Below are 18,773 nucleotides of genomic sequence, written 5' to 3'. Positions count from 1 at the left end.
GGCGTCACCGTCAGGTATTGCGGGAGAGCGATATGCCGGGTTTGGATCTTGCCAGGTGGCCGGTCGCCGTGCTGGGGATGGGGCTACGGCTGCCGCCGGACATCGACAGGGTCGATGCGCTGTGGCGGCTGATGATGGATGGTCGCCGGACTGTCGGGCCGGTTCCGTCGGAGCGCTGGGAGCCGTTCCGGGCTGCCAGCCCGCAAGTCGACGGAGTGCTGCGTCGCGTCGTGCGGTCTGGCTCGTTCCTGGACGACATTCAGGGATTCGATGCGCAGTTCTTCGGGATTTCCCCCCGGGAGGCGCGGGTGATGGACCCTCAGCAACGGCTGGCGTTGGAGGTCACGTGGCGTGCCTTGGAACACTCCGGGATTCCCGCGCGCAGCATCGCGGGCACCGATACCGGCGTGTTCATCGGCGTGGCCGACAGCGATTACGGTCGTCAACTGCTGGCGGACCTGCCCGAGGTCGATGCGATGCGGGTGTCGGGAGCGTTCCATTACGGCGTGCCGAACCGGATCTCACACCTGTACGACCTGCACGGGCCGAGTATGGCTGTGGACACCGCCTGTGCCTCCAGCCTTTCGGCGTTGCACTTGGCGGTGCAGCACCTACAGACCGGCCAGATCCCGTTGGCGCTGGCCGGCGGGACGCACCTGATGATCGGCCCGGCGCCGATGCTCGGCCTCGATGAGGCTGGGACACTCGCCCCGGACGGCCTGAGCAAACCGTTCTCCGCCTGCGGCGATGGCTACGGGCGCGGCGAAGGCGTAGGCATTGTGGTGTTGAAGCGCCTGGCGGATGCTCAGGCCGACGGTGACCGGGTTCTGGCCGTCATCTTGGGCAGTACCGTCAACCAGGACGGCTGGACGGTCGGCATGATGGCTCCCTCCGCCCCCGCCCAGGCCCACATGCTGCGTACCGCTTACGCCCATGTCGGGATCGATGTGAGGGACCTGGACTACGTGGAGGCGCACGGCACGGGCACGCCGGTGGGCGACTCGGTCGAGGCGACCGCGCTGGCGGAGGTGATCGGCAGCGCACGGCCGGAAGACGATCCGTGCCTGATCGGCTCAGTGAAGGGCAACATCGGCCACCTGGAGGCCGCCTCCGGCGTGGCCGGACTGATCAAAACCGTCCTGTGCCTGCGCGCGGGCGTCATCCCAGCCACTGCCGGAGTCTCCGACCCGCTCAATCCGGCCTTGGACTGGCCAACGTCCGGCCTGCACGTGGTACGCGAGACCACCCCCTGGCCGACGCGGGCACGCCCACGCCGCGCTGGGCTGTCCAACTTCGGCGCGGGCGGTACCGGTGGCCACATCGTGCTCGAACAGGCACCCGAATCCGGCGCGAACCGCAGGCAGCCGGTCAGGCGCCGGCGGGCAGGCCTTGGCGGCACCGCGGTCGACCACAGTGATGCCGACCAGGCCGCCCGGAGTTCGGCTGCTCTGTCGCGGGAGCCGAGAATGTTCGTGTGCTCGGGTATGTCCGAGCGAGGTATGCGCGCCAGCGCCGCCGACCTTGCCGCACATCTGGGCGGCTCCATCACGCCGGATCTGTCCTCGGTGGCACACACGCTGATGGCGCGTCGCTCGGCGCTGGTGTGGCGCGGCGTCGCCGTCGCAGCAGATCCCGATCAACTCCTTGAGGGACTGCGAGCGCTTGGCAACGGCGAGCCAAGACAGGGAGTCGCCGTGGGCCGGGTGATCACAGCGCGGCCAACCGATGCGGTGTGGGTGTTTTCTGGGCAGGGCTCGCACTGGAGGGGCATGGGCGCCGCCTTGCTGGCAGAGCCAGCATTCGAGCATGTTCTCTCCGAGTGCGAGCCCGTGTTCGCCCAGGAACTGGGCATCGACTGCCGTGCCGCGCTCACCGATGATCCGTTGGACGATATCGCCCACGTCCAGGCGCTGACGTACCTGATGCAGGTCGCACTGGCCGCGCTGTGGCGATCCTACGGTGTGCGGCCGGCCGCGGTGATCGGGCATTCCCTGGGAGAGATCGCGGCCGCCGTCACCGCCGGCGTGTACTCCTTGACCGACGGTGCTCGCCTGGCCTGCCGACGAGCGCGCCTGATGCGCGCCGCCCAGGGCCACGGGACGATGGCCCTGGTCGGCATGGGCGCCGAAGAGGCCCGCGAGCAGCTAGCCGACCAGCCCGTCACCGTCGCTGTGCACTCCTCACCAGGCTCCTGCGTCATCTCCGGTGATACCGATGCCGTCCAGCGGTGGTGTCGCCGGTGGCAGGAGCAGCAGGTGTTCGTGCGGCCGATCACCACCACCGTCGCCTCGCACAGCGCCCACATGGACCCGCTCCTGGCCGGCATCGCCGAGGCCGCCGCCGGCTTGACCGTCCACGCGCCCACCATCCCCCTGTACACCACCGCCCTGGACGACCCGCGAAGCCAGATCGCCCGCGATGCTCGGTACTGGCAGGCGAATCTACGCAACCCGGTCCGCTTCCACCAGGCGGTGACGGCGGCCGCCGCCGACGGGCACCGCCTGCTCCTGGAGGTCTCCGCGCACCCCGTGGTCACACACTCGATCACCGAGACGGTAGCCGGACACCATGACATCGACGACTTCGCCATCGCGCACTCCCTGCGCCGCGAGACCGGCGCCGCCGAACTCCTGGCCAACCTGGCCGCCCTGCACTGCGCGGGGCTGCGCATCGACAGCGGCACGGCCCGTTGGAGCGGAGAACTGCTGGACCTGCCCGGAACCAGCTGGCAGCACACCACGTTCTGGACCAAACCGCTCGTCCCGCACGGCGGCCACGACCCCGACTCCAGCAGCCTGCTGGGCACGCCCACACAGATCGCCGAAGCCGCAGGACAGCGACTGTGGGAGACCCGGCTGGACGCCGCGCACCGCCCCTTCACCCACGAGCACAAGGTGCACGGCGTCGACATCGTCCCCGCGGCCACCCTGATCAACACCTTCCTGGACGCAGCCCGCCAAAGCGGCCATTGCGGCGTCCTGCACGACATCACCCTGCGCACCCCCGTCCCCACCGCGCCGGCCCGCCGCGTCCAGGTGGTGCTGCGCGATGGCCGGGCGACCCTGTTCTCCCAGGCCGAAGGCGCCGATGCCGCCACCGGATGGCTCGCCCACACCACCGCCCAGCTGACGGCGGCAGACCAGTCCACAGCCGATGCGCCCGATCCGCCGGATCTGGCCGGTCTGGCTGATGAGTGCGACACCGTCATGGACCACCACCGCCTGCTGGAACTGCTGGAGCCGCTGGGCGTGGAGGGATTCGCGTTCGGGTGGCAGCTGAGCGAGTTGCGCCGCGGCCCGCACACCCTGCGAGCCCGCGTGCAGGTTCCCCGGCCGGCGAACTCCCCGGCCGGCAACTGGGCTCCGCTTCTGGACGCCGCCATGAGCGTCAGCTCGGTTCTGCTGCTTGATGACCCCGAACCCCAGATGCCCAGCGCAGTGGGCCGGGTCAGCGTCCACGGTGACCCCATTGACAACGTCGCCGTCGACATCAAGCGCGACACGGCAGACGGCAGCATCGACATCACCGTCACCGACGCGCCCGGCACCCGCATGCTCGCCGCCGTACACCATCTGACCTTCAGCCCCCTCGGCCACGGCACCGATGACACCCCGGCCGCCCCTCACAAGATCACACATCAGGTCCACTGGCGCCGCTGGACACCCTCCTCCCAGGCCACCCCGCCGCGGCAGGCGATCGTGGTCACCGCCAGCACGCCGCCCCCCACCTGGCTGGACCGGGCGCTCGCCGCAGCCGGCATCCCCGTCACCGTCACCACCCCCCAGGGCCTGCCACGCTGCTCCGGTCTCATCGACCCGGCCACCGCCGTCCTGGTGGTCCCCTCCCCCCGCCCCACCCCCAGCGACGGCGACCGCGAGAATCGCCACCCCATCGCCGGCACCGCCGAACACGCCGCCTGGCTGCTGTTCGAGACCATCCAGCACCTGAGCCGCGCCACAGCCGGACCGTATCCGCGTCTGTGGACCCTGACGCACCGGACCACGACCGCCGACACCCCCGACGCCCTGGCTCATGCGGTATTGCGAGGCGCCGGCCGCGCCGCCGCCGGCGAGCACCCTGAGCTATGGGCCGGCCACATCGACCTGGACACCGCCGCGCCCCACGGACCCACCCTGGCCGCCGTCCTGGCCGATACCAGCGGCGAGGACACCTACCGCATCGACGGCGCCGACGTCCACATCCCCCGCCTCGCTCCGCCCGCCCCGGCGCCCCACACCGCCCCCGCCCCGGCATGCCGTCCCGACGGCACCTATCTGATCACCGGCGGCCTGGGCGCACTGGGCATCGAGACCGCGCACTGGCTGCTGACTCGGGGAGCGCGACGACTCATCCTGCTCAACCGCACACCGCTGCCGGCCCGCTCCACCTGGGACAGCGAGCACCCGCCGACCGTCCGCGCCCGCATCGACGCAGTCCGCGCCCTGGAAGCCCATGGCGCCGGCATTCACCTGGCCACGGCCGACGTCGCCGACCACGACGCCACCGCAGCCGCATTGACCGCTCTGACCGACCACCTGCCGCCGATCCGCGGAATCGTCCACATCGCCGGCATCAGCCGTAGCCAACTCATCACCCAACTCGACCCTGACATCCTGCACGCCGTCCTCGCCCCCAAGATCGACGGCACCCTGGTGCTGCACGACCTGTTCCCGCCCGGCAGCCTGGACTTCTTCGTGCTGTACTCCTCCATCGGCCAGCTCATCCACAGCACCGGCCAAGGCGCCTACGCCACCGCCAACGCCTTTATCGACGCCTTCGCCCACCACCGCGGCGGCGACACCATCTCCCTGGCCTGGCCCGGCTGGCGCAACCTGGGCCTGTACGCCACCGCGACCGACATCTTCACCCAGGAAATGTCGATATCCGGCACCGGCGACGTATCAGCCGACACAGCGTTCCGCTGCTGGGAGCACGCCCAGCACCTCGGCCTGCACCACGCCATCGTCCTGCCCATCACGGCCCGTCCACGCACCCCGCTGCCGCTGCTGAATGAACTGAACCCGCCCGACAGCACCCAACCCGCCCCCACCGACAACGACAACGCCCTCGACTGGGCAACCCTCACACCAGACCAACAGCACACCCTCATCGCCGATACCGTCGCCCAGGAGATCTCCCATGAACTGCAGATGCCCGCCGACGACATCGATCGCCTACGCCCTCTAATCGAAATGGGACTGGACTCTCGGATGACCCTGTCCATCCGGGTCCGGCTCGAACACCGACTGAACACCCGGCTCCCAGCCACATTGCTCTGGCAGCACCCCACCCTCGACGACCTCACCAACTACCTGCGCACCACCGTCGCCCCCACCTGAACAACGATCCGCTGCGGACCAGCCGACAAAGTGCCCCTGCGCCGACCTTGGTGCGGCCCTCACGCTTCGGCTCGCGAGGGTCTGTACGGTTTTCGGTGTAACTCCTGATCAAGGAGTGACACCTGATGACGACCGAAGTGATGACGGGGGCCGTGGTGGCCGAGTCCGACGAGTTGCCCCTGACGGCGGCTGGAGTGGATCGGGAGATGGTCGGCCGGCTGGTCGCCCAGGCTCGTGAGCAGGGCCTGGAGCTGACTGGGCAGGGCGGGCTGCTGCAGCAGCTGACCAAGCAGGTGCTGGAGTCGGCGCTGGAAGGCGAGATCACCGACCACTTGGGCCGGGACCGCTACGAACGGACCGACCAGAGCGGCGGGAATGCTCGTAACGGGCACCGGGCCAAGACCGTGATCACCGAGGCCGGGCCGGTCGAGATCGAGGTTCCACGGGACCGGGACGCCTCCTTCGAGCCGAAGATCGTCCGCAAGAGGCAGCGCCGGCTGGGCGGGGTGGACGAGATGGTGCTGTCGCTATCGGCCAAAGGCCTCACGCACGGGGAGATCAGCGCGCACCTGGCCGAGGTCTACGGGGCGAGCGTGTCCAAGCAGACCATCTCCACCATCACCGACAAGGTCATCGAGGGCATGAGTGAGTGGCAGAACCGGCCGCTCGATCCCGTCTATCCGGTGATCTTCGTGGACGCGATCAACGTCAAGATCGGCGATGGGCAGGTCGCCAACCGGCCCATCTACATCGCGCTGGCCGTCATGGTCGATGGCAGGCGCGACATCCTGGGGCTATGGGCCGGGAACGGCGGCGAGGGCGCCAAGTACTGGCTGCAGGTCCTCACCGAGATCCGCAGCCGCGGTGTCGCCGACGCCTGCATGGTGGTGTGCGACGGGCTGAGCGGCCTGCCGGATGCGATCGAAACCGTGTGGCCGCGGGCGTTGACCCAGACCTGCATCATCCACCTGCTGCGCAACACCTTCCGCTACGCCGCCCGCCAGCACTGGGACGCTGTGGCCAAGGCGCTCAAGCCGGTCTACACCGCGCCCACCGCCGAGGCGGCCGAGGACCGGTTCCTGGAGTTCGCCGAGGCCTGGGGCGAGCGCTATCCGGCGATCGTGCGGCCGTGGGAGAACGCCTGGGCCGAATTCGTCCCGTTCTTGCAGTTCGACACCGAGATCAGACGCGTCGTCTGCTCCACCAACGCCATCGAGTCGGTGAACGCCCGCATCCGCCGCGCGGTCAAGGCCCGCGGCCACTTCCCCACCGAGCAGGCCGCCCTCAAGTGCGTCTACCTCGCCGTGATGAGCCTGGACCCCACCGGCAAAGGCCAGAAACGCTGGATCAGCCGCTGGAAGCCCGCCCTCAACGCCTTCGACATCGCCTTCGAAGGACGCCTGTCCACCAACCACCGCTAGAAAGCACAAGATCGAGTTACACCGAAAGCTGGACACTCCCCCACCGGTTGCAGGTTACGGCTCCGGGGGGCTTCCGGTGAGCAAAGGCGCTGAAGTTCAATATGGCGGAACTGGTAGGCCGTCCCGGACAAGCGTAGGAGACCGACCTCGACTCCCCAGTCGAGGAAGCGCCCAAAGCGCAGTGGCAGCTGCCCGCGAGCCGCTTCATAGGCGAGCGCGTACACGTTGCACAGAAAGACGGCACTCAGCACGAGGAAGAGGACCAGGATGAGAGTCCAGTTGTCGGCGTCGCGGAAAAAGGGGCCGACGTGGTTGAGGCTGGCCTCTTCCTCCTTCGTGCCTGAGATGGCTATCACGAAAACGATGGGGATCAGTGCGAGCAGAGGGGTCCAGGTTCGGAGGGTGATCCTCTTCTTCGAATGTGAGTGGAGTTCAAACTTCGCCTCATAGCTCTCCCGGACATCCCGCATGACGTAGCGCGCGACGACCACGATGAGCGGAATGACGGTCACTCTCGCAAGGGTATGTCGAAGTGCCCCATCCCAGTCGGAGCCCTGAGCCACCCCGCCGAACCCGGTCATCGCGGCCATGAGGAACAGGGTGATCAGCAATGCTCTGCGGTAAGGCGCCCAGATCGTCGAATACGACCGAAGCATGCTTCTCAGCGACTCGCGAAACGGTGGCTCGGCCCCTGCGGACCCGGCGAAGAACGACCTGATCGGCGGGCCGACCGTCGGCGGCTGACAGAGAACGACCAGCACACTGCACAGGACAAGGCCGTCGAGAATCCCCAGCGTCAGTTCCAGCGGGCTGGAAGCGGCCAGGCGGCCTCCCATTGTGATGACGACCCCCGCTCCCAGGCCCAGAACTGTCGACACCCGCCCGATCGCTCGCCAGAGCCGGTACGGAACGATGTCGGTGCCTGAGCCTCCCGCGACGGCCTGACGGTGAAGGAGGCGGGCCAGCTCCTGCAGCCACCGCCGCACCTCGGGCTCGGAATACCTTCCGTTCCGGCCAACTGCCTCCGCAATGAATCCGTTGAGCAGACGGCCTTTGGTTCGCTCGACCGGGACGGCTTCGTCAAGGAGGTCGAGTCCCTGACGGCCCCGCGTGGCAAGGAAGAGCCACAGCGGAGCGCCGAGAACTCGGGCGATCGGCCCGTCCGGGTGGCGCCGCATGTGGGCGATCTTTTCCTGCCAGGCGGAGAGCATGTCACCTTCGGGAAAGGCCGCCTTGACGTACTCCTCGATGCGATCGACGTCCAGCGGCAGGACCTGAATCGAGACCGTTCCTGGAAATTCGAGATTGTCCTTGCGCAGGTCGCTGAATTCCTCGTCCCGGCAGGTGATCACCGATCTTCGCATTTCCGCGTGGTAGTCGTTCAGCCGCTCGACCGCACGTTTCGCCGAGGCCGGGTGCTCGGGATCGCGTTCCATCTCGTCCAGGCCGTCCAGAAGCGGAAGGACTGCCCCCCGCTCCATGAACTTCCGCACGATCCGGGGCGCGATCGAATAGTCCCGGGCGATCCGGTCGGCGATCCACTCTTTGACAGAGACGTTCTCGGCGCGCCATCCCGCCATGCTGATCCGAACGGGTACCGGGGCACCCTCGCCTTGGTTCCGTTCGAGCAGCTGCAGGGCGAGCTCAATGAGGAGCACCGTTTTTCCGGCACCCGGGGCCCCAGTGATCAGGAGCCGCTGAGTGTTCAGCTCCTCATAGAAGTCGCCAATGGTCGAAAGGTCGTGCGGCGTCCGCTGTGAACGCCGGAAGCTGATGAGACTGCGCCACGACCTGGTCTCCAGCCCGGCCCCGTTCGAGAGCGGCGGTCTGGCCGGGACGGCCCGCTGCGGACCCAGAATAAGCTTCCGGTTAAGGACCTCTTGCTCCTTCACCTTGGTGGCGAGCCCGGCCCGAGCCTCCTCGATCACGGCGGTGGGAAGCACCATTGACCTGGTCAGCCATCCGAACACCAACCCGGCGAGCCCGAGAGCCCCGAAGCACGCCCCCAGAATGTTAGCGATGCCGACGTTCCGGTTGAAAGCCTCGCCCTCGGAGAACACCGCCGCCGACGTCCACGCCGTGACGCCCAGGCTCAACCCCAGTATCAGGAAGCCGCCCGCGACCAGTCGCAGAGCATCCAAGCACCGCACCACCGCTCAATTATCGGCCAGCCCGACTCTGAACGGGACAAGTTCCGCCTTATCCGTCTCAATGTGGCCGAGCTCCCGGCCAGGAAACTGGCTGGGAGCTCCAGGGACTAAGGGCGTATTTGCCAGCACCTCCCCCGGCCAGGCGAAGGCTGCCGGCAGCCGCCCAGGCAGCGTCCGCCGACGCAGTTACTGCGCTGACCGGCATACAAGTGACCAGGTCGATATCAATCGCCCCCGCCTCCGAATCGCCGCCTGCGCTCATACGAAGGGTCGGCATCTCCCCCATGCCCACGACACGCTGGCTCTCGCTAAGGGCGAAGACACTGCAGAGGGCGTCTGGGTCAGCCGCCTATAACGAAGGTCACGCTGTGGCGGGCGCGCGTGACGGCGACGTAGAACTTGGCGCGGTCGCCTGCGTCTGCGAGGTTACGGGTGTGCAGGTAGGTCTTCATCTTGCTGGTGGGGAAGATCAGCACGCGGTCGAAGGTCTGTCCCTTGGATTGGCCCATATTCGTCGCTGACAGGCCAAGGGTGTTGGTCTTGCGGTTCCAGCGCAGGACGGTGGGCTGGTGTTGCTCCGTGTAAGAGGCGACCTGGGCCGGCGTGAAGAAGATTCCGTCGTGTCCGGTGAGGTCGTTGTTCTTGGACTCGGTGCGGGGCAGGTCGGGGTAGAGGGCGTCGGCGAAGTCGCAGATCTGCTGGTTGCAGCGGTAGCTGAGGGTGTGTTCTTGGATGGCGCAGCGGTCGGTGCGTTTCTTGAGCCAGTCAGCGACGCCCCGGCGGCGGTATTTGCGGTTCTTACCGGAGTCATTGGCCGAGTAGGTGCCCTGACGCGGGTCGCCGACGACGGTCACGGCGATGGGCGAGACGAATAGCAGGTCGAAGAGTTCCAGGTCGTAGCCGGCCAGGTCCCTGCACTTCGTCGATGTAGACGTGGTCGTAGATGGCGGCGAGGCGATCGATGACCAGCCCTCCGGTCGCCGCGTCGGCGGCGCAGGCCAGGTCTGAGCTTGTCGTTTAACCCCGTTGGGTTGCCTCGGATGCGTAGCGGAGTTCGGCGGGTCTGCCGTCGGTGCTCAGTGTGACGACTTCGTAGGTGACCATCTGCCCGCCCGGCTGTCGGGGTGGGAGTGTCAGCTGGACGTGGAAGCCGAGTTCGTTGACGGCGTAGGCGTTCGTCCCGGCGAGTGGTCCGTTGAGGAGGAGCCCTTCACAGAACTCGATCTTTGGTGCCCGTGTGACGCGATCGAGGTTGAATCGCGCTTTGATCTGATCGTCGGTGAGGCTCGCGTCGATACGTTCGCTGCTGCCGTCCGATATCAGGAGCCAACGCTTCCTGCCCTGGTCATCCGCAGGACCTGCGCTCACAACCCCAACTCTTTCGCCCACGCCTTGATCGTCCCATGGGTAGTTTCCGGGATCCCCAGACAGCGGCGCGAGCTACCAATGATCATTCGTATCGGACGCTGTGAACTCTCCCAACGACGTGAGGATGGGTGTGCTGGCGGAGCCTGCTCGTATCGAGGCGCTTGCGGTGTTGTCCGGATTCCGGACGGAATTCTTCGGGTGCCTGACCGCGCGAGCGGACGCGCTGTTTGAACTGGCCGAGGTGGTGTTGTGCACAGATGGGCCGGTGAGGGCGCTGGTGGATCTGTCGCTGGCGCCGGAACATCGGCGTGGCCATGGGGCGATGTATGACGCGTTGAACTGCGGTCGGATCGACGTGGCGCGGTTGCGGTGGGCGATGACGGCGTTGCCACTCCCTCGGGCGGCGGACGGGCGAATCGTGCTGGCGGCGGACGTCTCGCCGTGGCTGCGGCCCGACGCCGCGACCAGTCCGGACCGGTCGTTCTGCCACACCTACGGGCGCGGGAAGAACCAGCACCCGATGATCCCGGGCTGGCCGTACTCGTTCGTCGCCGCGTTGGAGACCGGCCGGACGTCATGGACAGCGCTGCTGGATGCCGTTCGCCTGGAGCCGGGCGCGGACCTGGCCGCGGTGACCGCCGCCCAGGTCCGTGGCGTGGTCGAGCGGCTACTGGCGGCCGGGCAGCACCATGACGGCGACCCGCCGTTCCTGATCGTGTTCGACGCCGGCTACGACGTCCCGCGCCTGGCGTTCTTGCTACGGGATCTGCCGGTCGAGGCACTCGGTCGCACTCGCTCCGACCGGGTCTTCCGCCGCCCGGCGCCGTCCCGGGAGGAGTTCTTTGCCGCCAACCCACTTGGTGGTCGGCTGCCCCGCCATGGCGGCGAGTTCGGCTTCGGCGATTCCGCCACCTGGGGCAAACCCCAGGCCGAGACCCTCACGCGGACCGACCGTTATGGAGCAGCGGCCGCGTCCTGCTGGGATCGGCTCCATCCCCGCCTCACTCGCCGAGCGGCCTGGCTCGATTTCTCGGACGAGCTCCCCATCATCTCCGGGACGGTCATCCGTCTCCAGGTCGACCACTTGCCCTCGGGTGGCGACCCCAAGCCGATCTGGTTGTGGTGGTCGGGCACTAACGCCACGGCCGCCGATCTCGACCGGCTCTGGCAGAGCTTCCTGCGCCGATTCGATCTCGAGCACACCTTCCGGATGCTCAAGCAGACCCTCGGCTGGACCGCACCCAGGCTCCGCGACGCTGCGGCCGCCGACCGGTGGACCTGGCTCATCATCGCCGCCCACACCCAGCTCCGACTCGCCCGCCACCTGCGACGGCCCTGGGAACGGCCCCTGCCGGCCCGCAAACTCACCCCCACGAGAGTCCGGCGGGGGTTTCGGAACCTCCGCCAGAAGTGCCCACTGCCCGCCGCCGTTCCCAAACCCGGACGGCCTGGCCCCGGCCGACCACCAGGCTCCCAGAACAAGCACACAGCGTCACGCCACGACGTCGGGCTGATGCTCGCGACCGGCGAAGCTTACGCACGTCCCGCTCACCACAAGAAGGGCACCAAACCCCGCCGCCGAGCGTGAACGATCACCACCAGTAACCGTCCGATTCGAGTCGTTGCACACCAGTCACGAAGATCAGGGTTAAACGACAAGCTGAGAGCTTGTCGCGGTAGAAGTCCCCGCGAGAGTCCAGGTAGTACCGCCTGGCGTCGTGTTTGGGGATCCTGCGGGTGTCCTTGTCGAAGTGCAGGGCGCCGACCTGGCCCACCTCACCGAAAACCGCGTGCTGCCACCCACCAAAGCAGTGCCCAGCCGGCAGCGCCCGCCTCTACACAACCGTCCCCTGATGAGAGGGCGGGCTGGCCCAGGGTGTGCTGCGAGCCGCGACGTACCCGGGCTTCGCCTCCGCCGAACGCGCGGGACAGCCCGATGCCACCCAAACGGCGGGATCGGGCTGTCCAGCATGTGAAGTGTCAGCTGCGCCAGCGGCGTTGCAGCCGGGCGACCAGGCGCCTGCGCATGGCGTCGGTGACATGGCTGTAGACGCCCTGGATGCCCTTCATCTTGTGGCCCATCCGCTCGTGCTTGATGACTTCGGGCACGTCCAGTTCATCCAGCACGGTCTTGTGGTAAGGCCGCAGCCCGTGAAACACCGCGCCGGTCAGGATCGGCGGCTCCGTGCTGCCCGGGGCCAGGCTGCCATCGCAGGTCGGACGCCAGACACGGCGGCAGAAGTGGGACCGGCGCAGCCATCCACCCCGGGAAGCCACGAAGACTTGGTCCTGATCGTGACCGGCCATCACTTCCTCCAGCAACTCAGCCAGGAAGGCCGGCAGATCGATCCGCCGGGCGGCGGCCCGGCTCTTGGGCGGCCCAAGCCACAGCCGGGCGCCGACCTCATGCAGCGACCCGACGTCGGGGTCGATCACGAGGTATCCGTCGCCGGTGCGGCAGTTGCCGCGGGCGAGCCCCGCCAGCTCGCCCCAGCGCATCCCGGTCCACGCGGCGGTGATCACCATGATCTCCATGTCCCGGCCGCCCACCCGCCGGACCCGCGCACAGATCTGCCGAACCTGCCCGGCCGTCGGTATTGGACGGCCTCTGTTCGAACGGTCATGGTGGCCGGCGCCCAACTGGCCGCGCCTGTGTCCCTGGATGGGGTTGTGGGCGATCATGCGTTCGTTCACGGCTTCGGTGAGGACGATCGACAGCAGAGTGACGATCCCGCTGACGGTGCTGGGCCCATACCGCGCCGACAACTCCTGCGCCCACTGCTTGACCGCCAGCCGACGGATTGCGTCCAGGCCGACCTCGCCGAAAGCGGGCAGGATGTGGGTGTCGAGGTAGTGGTCATACTTGGCGAGGGTGCTGGGAGCCACCGAATGGGATCGCCGCCAGGTGTGGGCCCACTCGGCCAGGCTGGTGCGCGCGGTGTTGGGATCGATGAACTGCCCGCGCCGCGCGTCGGTTTCTGAGCCGTACCGGGTTTGGTGAAGTCCTTTGATGTGCCCCGGCTTTGGTGGTGTCGGGTTGCTGGAATCCTCGTGCTGTTGATCACGAGGAGAGGCAGCGGATGCCCCGTAGCTATCCCCCTGAGTTCCGCCGCAAGGTGTTGGATCTGGTGAAGTCCGGGCGGCCGGTCAGGCAGGTCGCTGCCGAGTTGGACATGCCCAGCCAGACCATCTACGTCTGGCTGCGCCAAGCCCGTATCGACGCTGGCCTGGAGCCCGCCTGACCTCGTCCGACCACGCGGAACTGGTCGCGGCGCGCCGCCGCATCGCCGAGCTGGAGACCGAACTGACCAGCACCCGCCGGGCGATCGATCTGCTGAGAGAGGCGGTGCCCCCAAAGGAGGTTCGAGGCCATCGAGGTGATGGCCACCGACGGCCTGCCCATTGCCGCCTGCTGCAAGATCCTGAAGGTGTCAGAGTCCGGTTTCCACATGTGGCGCCGCCGACCGCCCTCGGCCCGGGCGCTGCGGCACGCGTGGCTGACCGAGCAGATCCGCGCCGTCCACGCCGACGCCCGCGGCGCCTACGGTGGCCGCCGCGTTCACGCCGAACTCACCCTCGGTCTGGGCATCCAGGTCGGCCACGGCGCAGTAGAGCTTCTGATGCGCAGGGCCCGGCTCAGGGGCTTGCCCGGGGTGCGGCGACCGCGGCTTAAGCACCAGGCCCCCCGCCGCCGATCTGGTCGACCGTGACTTCACCCGAAGCGCCCCTGACCAGTTGTGGGCTACCGATATCGAGCGCCACGAGGCGCTGACGAACCGTGCGGTGGTGAAAGGACACCGTCCCCGGCCTGTTGCAGCGGGCCGGGTGAAGCAGAGGGCAGCCTGAACCGGGAGGTGCCGGGGAGGGCGGGAAGCAGCCCTGTCAACGACGAGGCGGGTCAGTACCGTCAGATGGCCCGTGCTCGGCAAGCGAGACGGAAAGGCGCACGTGAGGAACCAGCGGCTGAACGCTCCTCAAGAGAGCCACCAGCTCGAACCTGGCGGATCAGGGCTGGGTAGCAGCGCGCACCCGCACGGCAGTGTGGTGCGGGGAACTTCTGGGCCGGTTGATGTCGCCGGTCGGGAGGCCGCGGTGAAGGTCTGCGGCGTAGTCGCGGCGATGCTGCAGGGGCATAGCTGGGCGCCGGCCCCGTCGAACGGTTCGACAGTGAACGTGGGAACCATCCCGGTGGCCCCCGATCCGGATCGCAGCCGGCGATCTGGTGGGAAGGCCCGCCGTCGGCTGATGCCGCCGGGGTGGGGCGGAGGACCCGTAGTAGTCCGGGACCGGGAAAGCCGGTCACATGGCCAAGGGGTCCAGCGTGTTCGCGGCATGGGTGCTGATCCCGGAGGTCGCTGGTGAATACCGGCGCGTCGTGGCCCGGTCTGGATGAGGCCGAGGTGGGAGTACGGGCGATGCAACGCAAGCTGCACCGATGGGCGAAGGCTGATCCTGGCCGTCGCTTCGATGATCTCCGTAACCTCGTCTATGACCCGCTATGACCCGGCCTTCCTGGTGGTGGCCTGGAGCCGGGTGCGGGGCAACAGGGGCGCACGAACGGCCGGAGTCGGGTGGCATCGCACCGCGCGATGTCGGCCCGGCCGCAGCGGAACTGCTGACCGGGCTGCGCGACGATCTCAAGGCCAGCCGGTTCGCTCCGCGTCCGGTGCGGGAGAAGGCGATCCCCAAGCGCTGGGCATGGCAATCCAGAACCGCCAACCGCCACCGGGTACCTTGATCCACTCCGACCACGGGGTGCAATACACCTCCTGGGCGTTCACCGAACGCGCCAAGGAATCCGGCCTGGTCGCCTCCATGGGCTCCATCGGCGACTGCTACGACACTCAGTCCATGATCATGGCTGTGGGCGTCGTTCCGGTGGCCTGACCCGTGCTATGACTGATCCTCCTCGGAGTGTCTCTGCGTTGATCTGTCGGCCCCGGAACGACGTCCGTTGTGTGGAGCGGCCCGACCGGTGTGACCCGATAGAGGCGTTGACGTGCACGTTGAGTGTCCTGTCCGCTGGGCGGCCCGTTCACCGACCAGACATCGTCACTCCCTGGACAGGTCCCCAATGCTCCCTGAGTCTCAGCTCGCCCTCGGCGTTGATACCCACAAGGACGTGAACGTCGCCGTGCTCCTGGACGCACTCGGCCGGAAAGTCGCGACTGCAGCCTTTGCCACCACCGATCGCGGCAACGCCGAGCTGGCGGAATGGGTGCAGCAATACGGCGAGGTGGTCCGGGCCGGGGTTGAAGGCACCGGCAGCTATGGTCACCGGCTCTCCTGCCGTCTGATGGACCAGGGCATCGGGGTCATCGAGGTCAACCGGCCCGACCGTTCGCGACGCCGCCGCAAGGGCAAGAGCGACTCCGTGGACGCCGAGGCAGCCGCCCGCGCCGTCCTGGCCGGCGAGGCGTCAGCAGTGCCCAAGGACCGTAGCGGACCGGTCGGCGAACTCCGGTCGCTGCTGCTGGCCCGCCGCAGCGCGATCAAAGCACGTACCCAAGCCAACAACCAGTTGCGAGCACTGGTCCACGACCTCCACGATGAAATGCGCGAGCGCCTGGACCAGCGGCGGCCTGCCCATCGCGCCCGAGCCTGCGCCGCACTGAGTCCCGACAACGGCACGTTCAAAGCGCTCGGCGTCCTCGGCCGACGATGGCTAATGCTTCACCAAGAAATCCAGGAACTGGAACAGAGCATCGTCACGCTCGTCCGGGAGACTGTTCCCAACCTGCTAGCCCGACCCGGAATCGGACCTATCACCGCGGCCCAACTCCTGGTAACCGCCGGCGATAATCCCGACCGGCTACGCACCGAAGCGAGCTTTGCCGCACTCTGCGGCGTCAGCCCCATCGAGCACTCCAGCGGCCGCTGCGAACGCCGACGCCTCAACCTCGGAGGCGACCGCGTTGCCAACTCGGCGCTCTGGATAATCGCGCACGTCCGACTGGTCCACGACCCCCGCACCCAGCAATATGGTGCCAAACGCACCACCGAGGGCAAGGACCGCAAAGACATCCTCCGACGCCTCCAGCGCTACATCGCACGAGAGGTCTATCGCGACATCACATTTGCCCTGTCACCTCCGGTCTCGTCCAATCCTCCGCCGGACACCGCCACAACCGCTTGACATAGAGGCATCAACGCCGTCGTCGAGTCATTCTGGGACCGGATGCAGACCGAACCGCTCAACCGGCAACGCTGGCGCACCCGCATCGAGCTGGCCAACGCGATCTTCGAATACCTGGAGATCTTCTACAACCGCCGACGCCGCCACAGCGCACTGGGAATGCCCACCCCGATCGAGTACGAGAGGATCCACCCGACCCGACAGCTGGCATGAGATTCCGGTAACGCGACACCACGGAACTCGGGGCACATCAAGGACTTCACCAAACCCGGTACGGCTCAGACGGCCGCCATCGGGCGGGTCGCGCTCCCGCAGCGACGATCGCCTCCAGGTCAGCGCGGGAGAACCGCAGGTGCTTGCCCACAAAGGTGCACGGCACATCCCGCGCCGCAGCCTTGCGGCGCAACCACGACCCCTTTACGCCCAGCAGCTCCGCCGCCTCCTGCGGGGCGTACAGCAGCGGATCACCCTCACTCATCGCCCCGGCCTCGGGTCATCAGCGACTCCCGTCGAGCGTCATCAGCTTTCGTGACCTGCACCTTCACAGTTCTGGCGGCTTGCGGAGGATGAGGACGTCTTCGTGGGCGGTGACGTGCAAGGGGAGCCCGGCGGCGCGGGCTTTGCGGGTTTCGTGGGCGGCGAAGAACGACGCCCGGGTGACCAGCCGTTCGTCTTTGATGCCGCAGAGGAGCGCGACCAGCCGCTGGACCGGTTCTAGTCCGGCGTCCTGCACAGATGCGGTCCTTCGTCGAGTGTCAGGAGTTCGGACGGCCACCAGTAGGCCAGCCGCCGCCCACGCAGGGCCACACGAAGACGAAGATCAGAAACAATCGGAACACTCTGCCCGCACCGCACCAACGAAATAATCGGGCAGATACCTCAATCACTGCTTTTCTCCCGTGAACACAATTCGGCTGATCTCGGTTTTGTGTCGCGTGACACAAACCCTCCTTCGAATCGACCAAGATCAGAAGGAGAGGAACGCGATGGCCGTGGACAACAGTGTGGACCCTGCTCGCTGGCTGGCCGAGCAGATCGGTGCGTGTGAGCCCGATGTGTTGCGGCGATGGTCAAGACGATGGCCGAGGCTCTGATGAGCGCGGACGCCGACGCCGTTTGCGGTGCCGGATACTGACAGCGCTCGGACGAGCGGGTCAACCACCGCAACGGCTACCGGGCGCGGGACTGGGACGCCCGCGCCGGCACCGTGGAGCTGGCGATCCCGAAGCTGCGGTCGGGCTCGTACTTCCCCGAGTGGCTGCTGGAGCGGCGTCGCCGGGCCGAGCAGGCCCTGGTCAGTGTGGTGGCCACGTCCTATCTGCTGGGTGTCTCGACGCGGCGGGTGGACGAGCTGGTGGAGCAGATAGGCATCAAGGGCATCTCCCGCAGCCAGGTCAGTGAGATGTCCAAGGTGCTGGACGCCCAGGTGGCCGCGTTCCGCAACCGGCCCTTGGAGGGCGGGCCGTATGCGTTCGTGTGGGTGGACGCCCTGACCCAGAAGGTCCGCGACGGCGGCCGGATCGTCAACGTCCACGTGCTGGTGGCCACCGGCGTCAATACCGACGGGCACCGCGAGATCCTCGGGGTCGAGGTGACCTCGGCCGAGGATGGTGCGGGATGGGTGGCGTTCCTGCGCGGGCTGGTCACCCGCGGCCTGATCGGCGTGCAACTGGTCATCTCCGACGCCCACGCCGGGCTGATCGAGGCGATCGGCTCGACGTTGCCGGGCGCGGGCTGGCAGCGGTGCCGGACGCACTACCTGCGCAACCTGCTGACCAGGGTGCCCAAGTCGGCGCAGCCGTGGGTGGCCACGCTGGTGCGTACCATCTTTGACCAGCCCGCCGCCGAAGAGGTCCACGCCCAGCACGCCCGCCTCGTCGACTCGCTGCAGGCCAAGCACTCAAACGCGGCCGAGCACCTGGCCGAGGCCGAACCGGACCTGCTGGCCTTCACGGCCTTCCCGCGGCAGCTGTGGCGGCAGATCTGGTCCAACAACCCGCAGGATCGCCTCAACAAGGAGATCCGCCGGCGCACCGATGTGGTCGGGATCTTCCCCGACCGGGCCGCGATCGTCCGCCTGGTCGGCGCGGTCCTGAGGGAACAGACCGACGAATGGACCGAAGCCCGCCGCTACATGGGACTGGAGTTCCTGACCAAAGCCCGCCTGCGCGTCATCGAAGACACCACACCCGACCCCGAGATCGACCGCAGGGAACTCACCGCTTAACCTGCAGAAACAGGATCACGCGGAGATCAACTCTTACACCACTCCGCTGGACGTGACCCACCGCCCGACCTGAAAACGCACGTCAGGCCATGCCCTGGAGCAGGTCGGAACAGTCCGGAACGGCATCGCCAG

Annotated in this window: 13 protein-coding genes and 2 pseudogenes; 9 read left to right on the top strand and 6 right to left on the bottom strand. The window is 67.7% G+C overall.

The genetic code is table 11. The annotated features are described in order from the left end of the window. Positions 1 to 32 precede the first annotated feature (32 nt). A complete protein-coding gene (locus tag ACH34T_RS03480; RefSeq protein WP_395990463.1) occupies positions 33 to 5,339 on the top strand; it encodes an acyltransferase domain-containing protein in 5,307 nt (1,768 codons plus the stop codon). Positions 5,340 to 5,545: 206 nt separating this feature from the next. Next, positions 5,546 to 6,760, top strand: a complete 1,215-nt coding sequence (locus ACH34T_RS03475) for an IS256 family transposase (protein WP_395990853.1) — start codon at positions 5,546 to 5,548, stop codon at positions 6,758 to 6,760. Here ACH34T_RS03475 and ACH34T_RS03470 read toward each other — a convergent pair. The 3 genes from ACH34T_RS03470 to ACH34T_RS03460 all read right to left on the bottom strand — a co-directional run bounded on the left by ACH34T_RS03470 (position 6,757) and on the right by ACH34T_RS03460 (position 10,299). Next, a complete protein-coding gene (locus tag ACH34T_RS03470) occupies positions 6,757 to 8,901 on the bottom strand; it encodes an NACHT domain-containing protein (protein ID WP_395990462.1) in 2,145 nt (714 codons plus the stop codon). The genes ACH34T_RS03475 and ACH34T_RS03470 overlap by 4 nt on opposite strands. 350 nt (positions 8,902 to 9,251) lie before the next feature. Then, positions 9,252 to 9,764 (bottom strand): hypothetical protein, encoded by a 513-nt coding sequence (locus ACH34T_RS03465; protein ID WP_395990461.1) that lies wholly within the window; start codon positions 9,762 to 9,764, stop codon positions 9,252 to 9,254. Between the two features lie 163 nt (positions 9,765 to 9,927). After that, positions 9,928 to 10,299 carry a hypothetical protein gene (locus ACH34T_RS03460; RefSeq protein ID WP_395990460.1) on the bottom strand — a complete coding sequence of 124 codons (372 nt, stop codon included), beginning with the start codon at positions 10,297 to 10,299 and terminating at the stop codon, positions 9,928 to 9,930. A 103-nt stretch (positions 10,300 to 10,402) separates the two neighbouring features. Between ACH34T_RS03460 and ACH34T_RS03455 the strand changes: the two genes are divergently transcribed. Continuing rightward, positions 10,403 to 11,866 carry an NF041680 family putative transposase gene (locus ACH34T_RS03455; protein ID WP_395990459.1) on the top strand — a complete coding sequence of 488 codons (1,464 nt, stop codon included), beginning with the start codon at positions 10,403 to 10,405 and terminating at the stop codon, positions 11,864 to 11,866. A gap of 392 nt (positions 11,867 to 12,258) precedes the next feature. Here the strand turns inward: ACH34T_RS03455 and ACH34T_RS03450 are convergent, their stop codons facing one another. After that, on the bottom strand, positions 12,259 to 13,203 hold the full coding sequence (locus ACH34T_RS03450) for a tyrosine-type recombinase/integrase (RefSeq protein WP_395990852.1): 945 nt from the start codon (positions 13,201 to 13,203) through the stop codon (positions 12,259 to 12,261). A gap of 155 nt (positions 13,204 to 13,358) precedes the next feature. Between ACH34T_RS03450 and ACH34T_RS03445 the strand changes: the two genes are divergently transcribed. The 5 genes and pseudogenes from ACH34T_RS03445 to ACH34T_RS03425 all read left to right on the top strand — a co-directional run. Next, on the top strand, positions 13,359 to 13,520 hold the full coding sequence (locus ACH34T_RS03445; RefSeq protein WP_395990458.1) for a transposase: 162 nt from the start codon (positions 13,359 to 13,361) through the stop codon (positions 13,518 to 13,520). A 138-nt stretch (positions 13,521 to 13,658) separates the two neighbouring features. Further along, positions 13,659 to 13,988: an IS3 family transposase gene (locus ACH34T_RS03440; protein WP_395990457.1), complete on the top strand. Its 330-nt coding sequence runs from the start codon at positions 13,659 to 13,661 to the stop codon at positions 13,986 to 13,988. 988 nt (positions 13,989 to 14,976) lie between these two features. Continuing rightward, positions 14,977 to 15,165 (top strand): hypothetical protein, encoded by a 189-nt coding sequence (locus ACH34T_RS03435; protein ID WP_395990456.1) that lies wholly within the window; start codon positions 14,977 to 14,979, stop codon positions 15,163 to 15,165. Positions 15,166 to 15,352: 187 nt separating this feature from the next. Beyond that, entirely contained in the window at positions 15,353 to 16,414 is a 1,062-nt protein-coding gene (locus ACH34T_RS03430) for an IS110 family transposase (RefSeq protein ID WP_395990455.1), read from the top strand. Positions 16,415 to 16,426: 12 nt separating this feature from the next. Further along, positions 16,427 to 16,627: pseudogene (locus tag ACH34T_RS03425) on the top strand (IS3 family transposase); the annotation flags it as partial. 46 nt (positions 16,628 to 16,673) lie between these two features. On the opposite strand, the gene ACH34T_RS03420 reads toward ACH34T_RS03425, so the two are convergent. Beyond that, on the bottom strand, positions 16,674 to 16,892 hold the full coding sequence (locus tag ACH34T_RS03420; RefSeq protein ID WP_395990454.1) for a helix-turn-helix domain-containing protein: 219 nt from the start codon (positions 16,890 to 16,892) through the stop codon (positions 16,674 to 16,676). Positions 16,893 to 16,955: 63 nt separating this feature from the next. After that, complete coding sequence (locus tag ACH34T_RS03415; protein WP_395990453.1) at positions 16,956 to 17,147, bottom strand: hypothetical protein; 192 nt, start codon at positions 17,145 to 17,147, stop codon at positions 16,956 to 16,958. Between the two features lie 253 nt (positions 17,148 to 17,400). On the opposite strand from ACH34T_RS03415, the pseudogene ACH34T_RS03410 reads away from it, so the two are divergent. Further along, positions 17,401 to 18,641: pseudogene (locus ACH34T_RS03410) on the top strand (IS256 family transposase). The last annotated feature ends 132 nt before the right edge of the window (positions 18,642 to 18,773 follow it).

Source organism: Actinomadura sp. 9N215, assembly GCF_044326345.1.
Classification (GTDB): Bacteria; Actinomycetota; Actinomycetes; order Streptosporangiales; family Streptosporangiaceae; genus Spirillospora.
The sequence above is the reverse complement of the archived record's forward strand: the minus strand, read 5'-3'. Positions and strand labels throughout refer to the sequence as shown.

Coding starts and splice junctions, on each gene's coding strand:
- ACH34T_RS03480 (WP_395990463.1), top strand. CDS start 33: ATGCCGGGTTTGGATCTTGCCAGGTGGCCGGTCGCCGTGCTGGGGATG.
- ACH34T_RS03475 (WP_395990853.1), top strand. CDS start 5,546: ATGGTCGGCCGGCTGGTCGCCCAGGCTCGTGAGCAGGGCCTGGAGCTG.
- ACH34T_RS03455 (WP_395990459.1), top strand. CDS start 10,403: ATGGGTGTGCTGGCGGAGCCTGCTCGTATCGAGGCGCTTGCGGTGTTG.
- ACH34T_RS03445 (WP_395990458.1), top strand. CDS start 13,359: ATGCCCCGTAGCTATCCCCCTGAGTTCCGCCGCAAGGTGTTGGATCTG.
- ACH34T_RS03440 (WP_395990457.1), top strand. CDS start 13,659: ATGGCCACCGACGGCCTGCCCATTGCCGCCTGCTGCAAGATCCTGAAG.
- ACH34T_RS03435 (WP_395990456.1), top strand. CDS start 14,977: ATGGCAATCCAGAACCGCCAACCGCCACCGGGTACCTTGATCCACTCC.
- ACH34T_RS03430 (WP_395990455.1), top strand. CDS start 15,353: ATGCTCCCTGAGTCTCAGCTCGCCCTCGGCGTTGATACCCACAAGGAC.
- ACH34T_RS03420 (WP_395990454.1), bottom strand. CDS start 16,892: ATGAGTGAGGGTGATCCGCTGCTGTACGCCCCGCAGGAGGCGGCGGAG.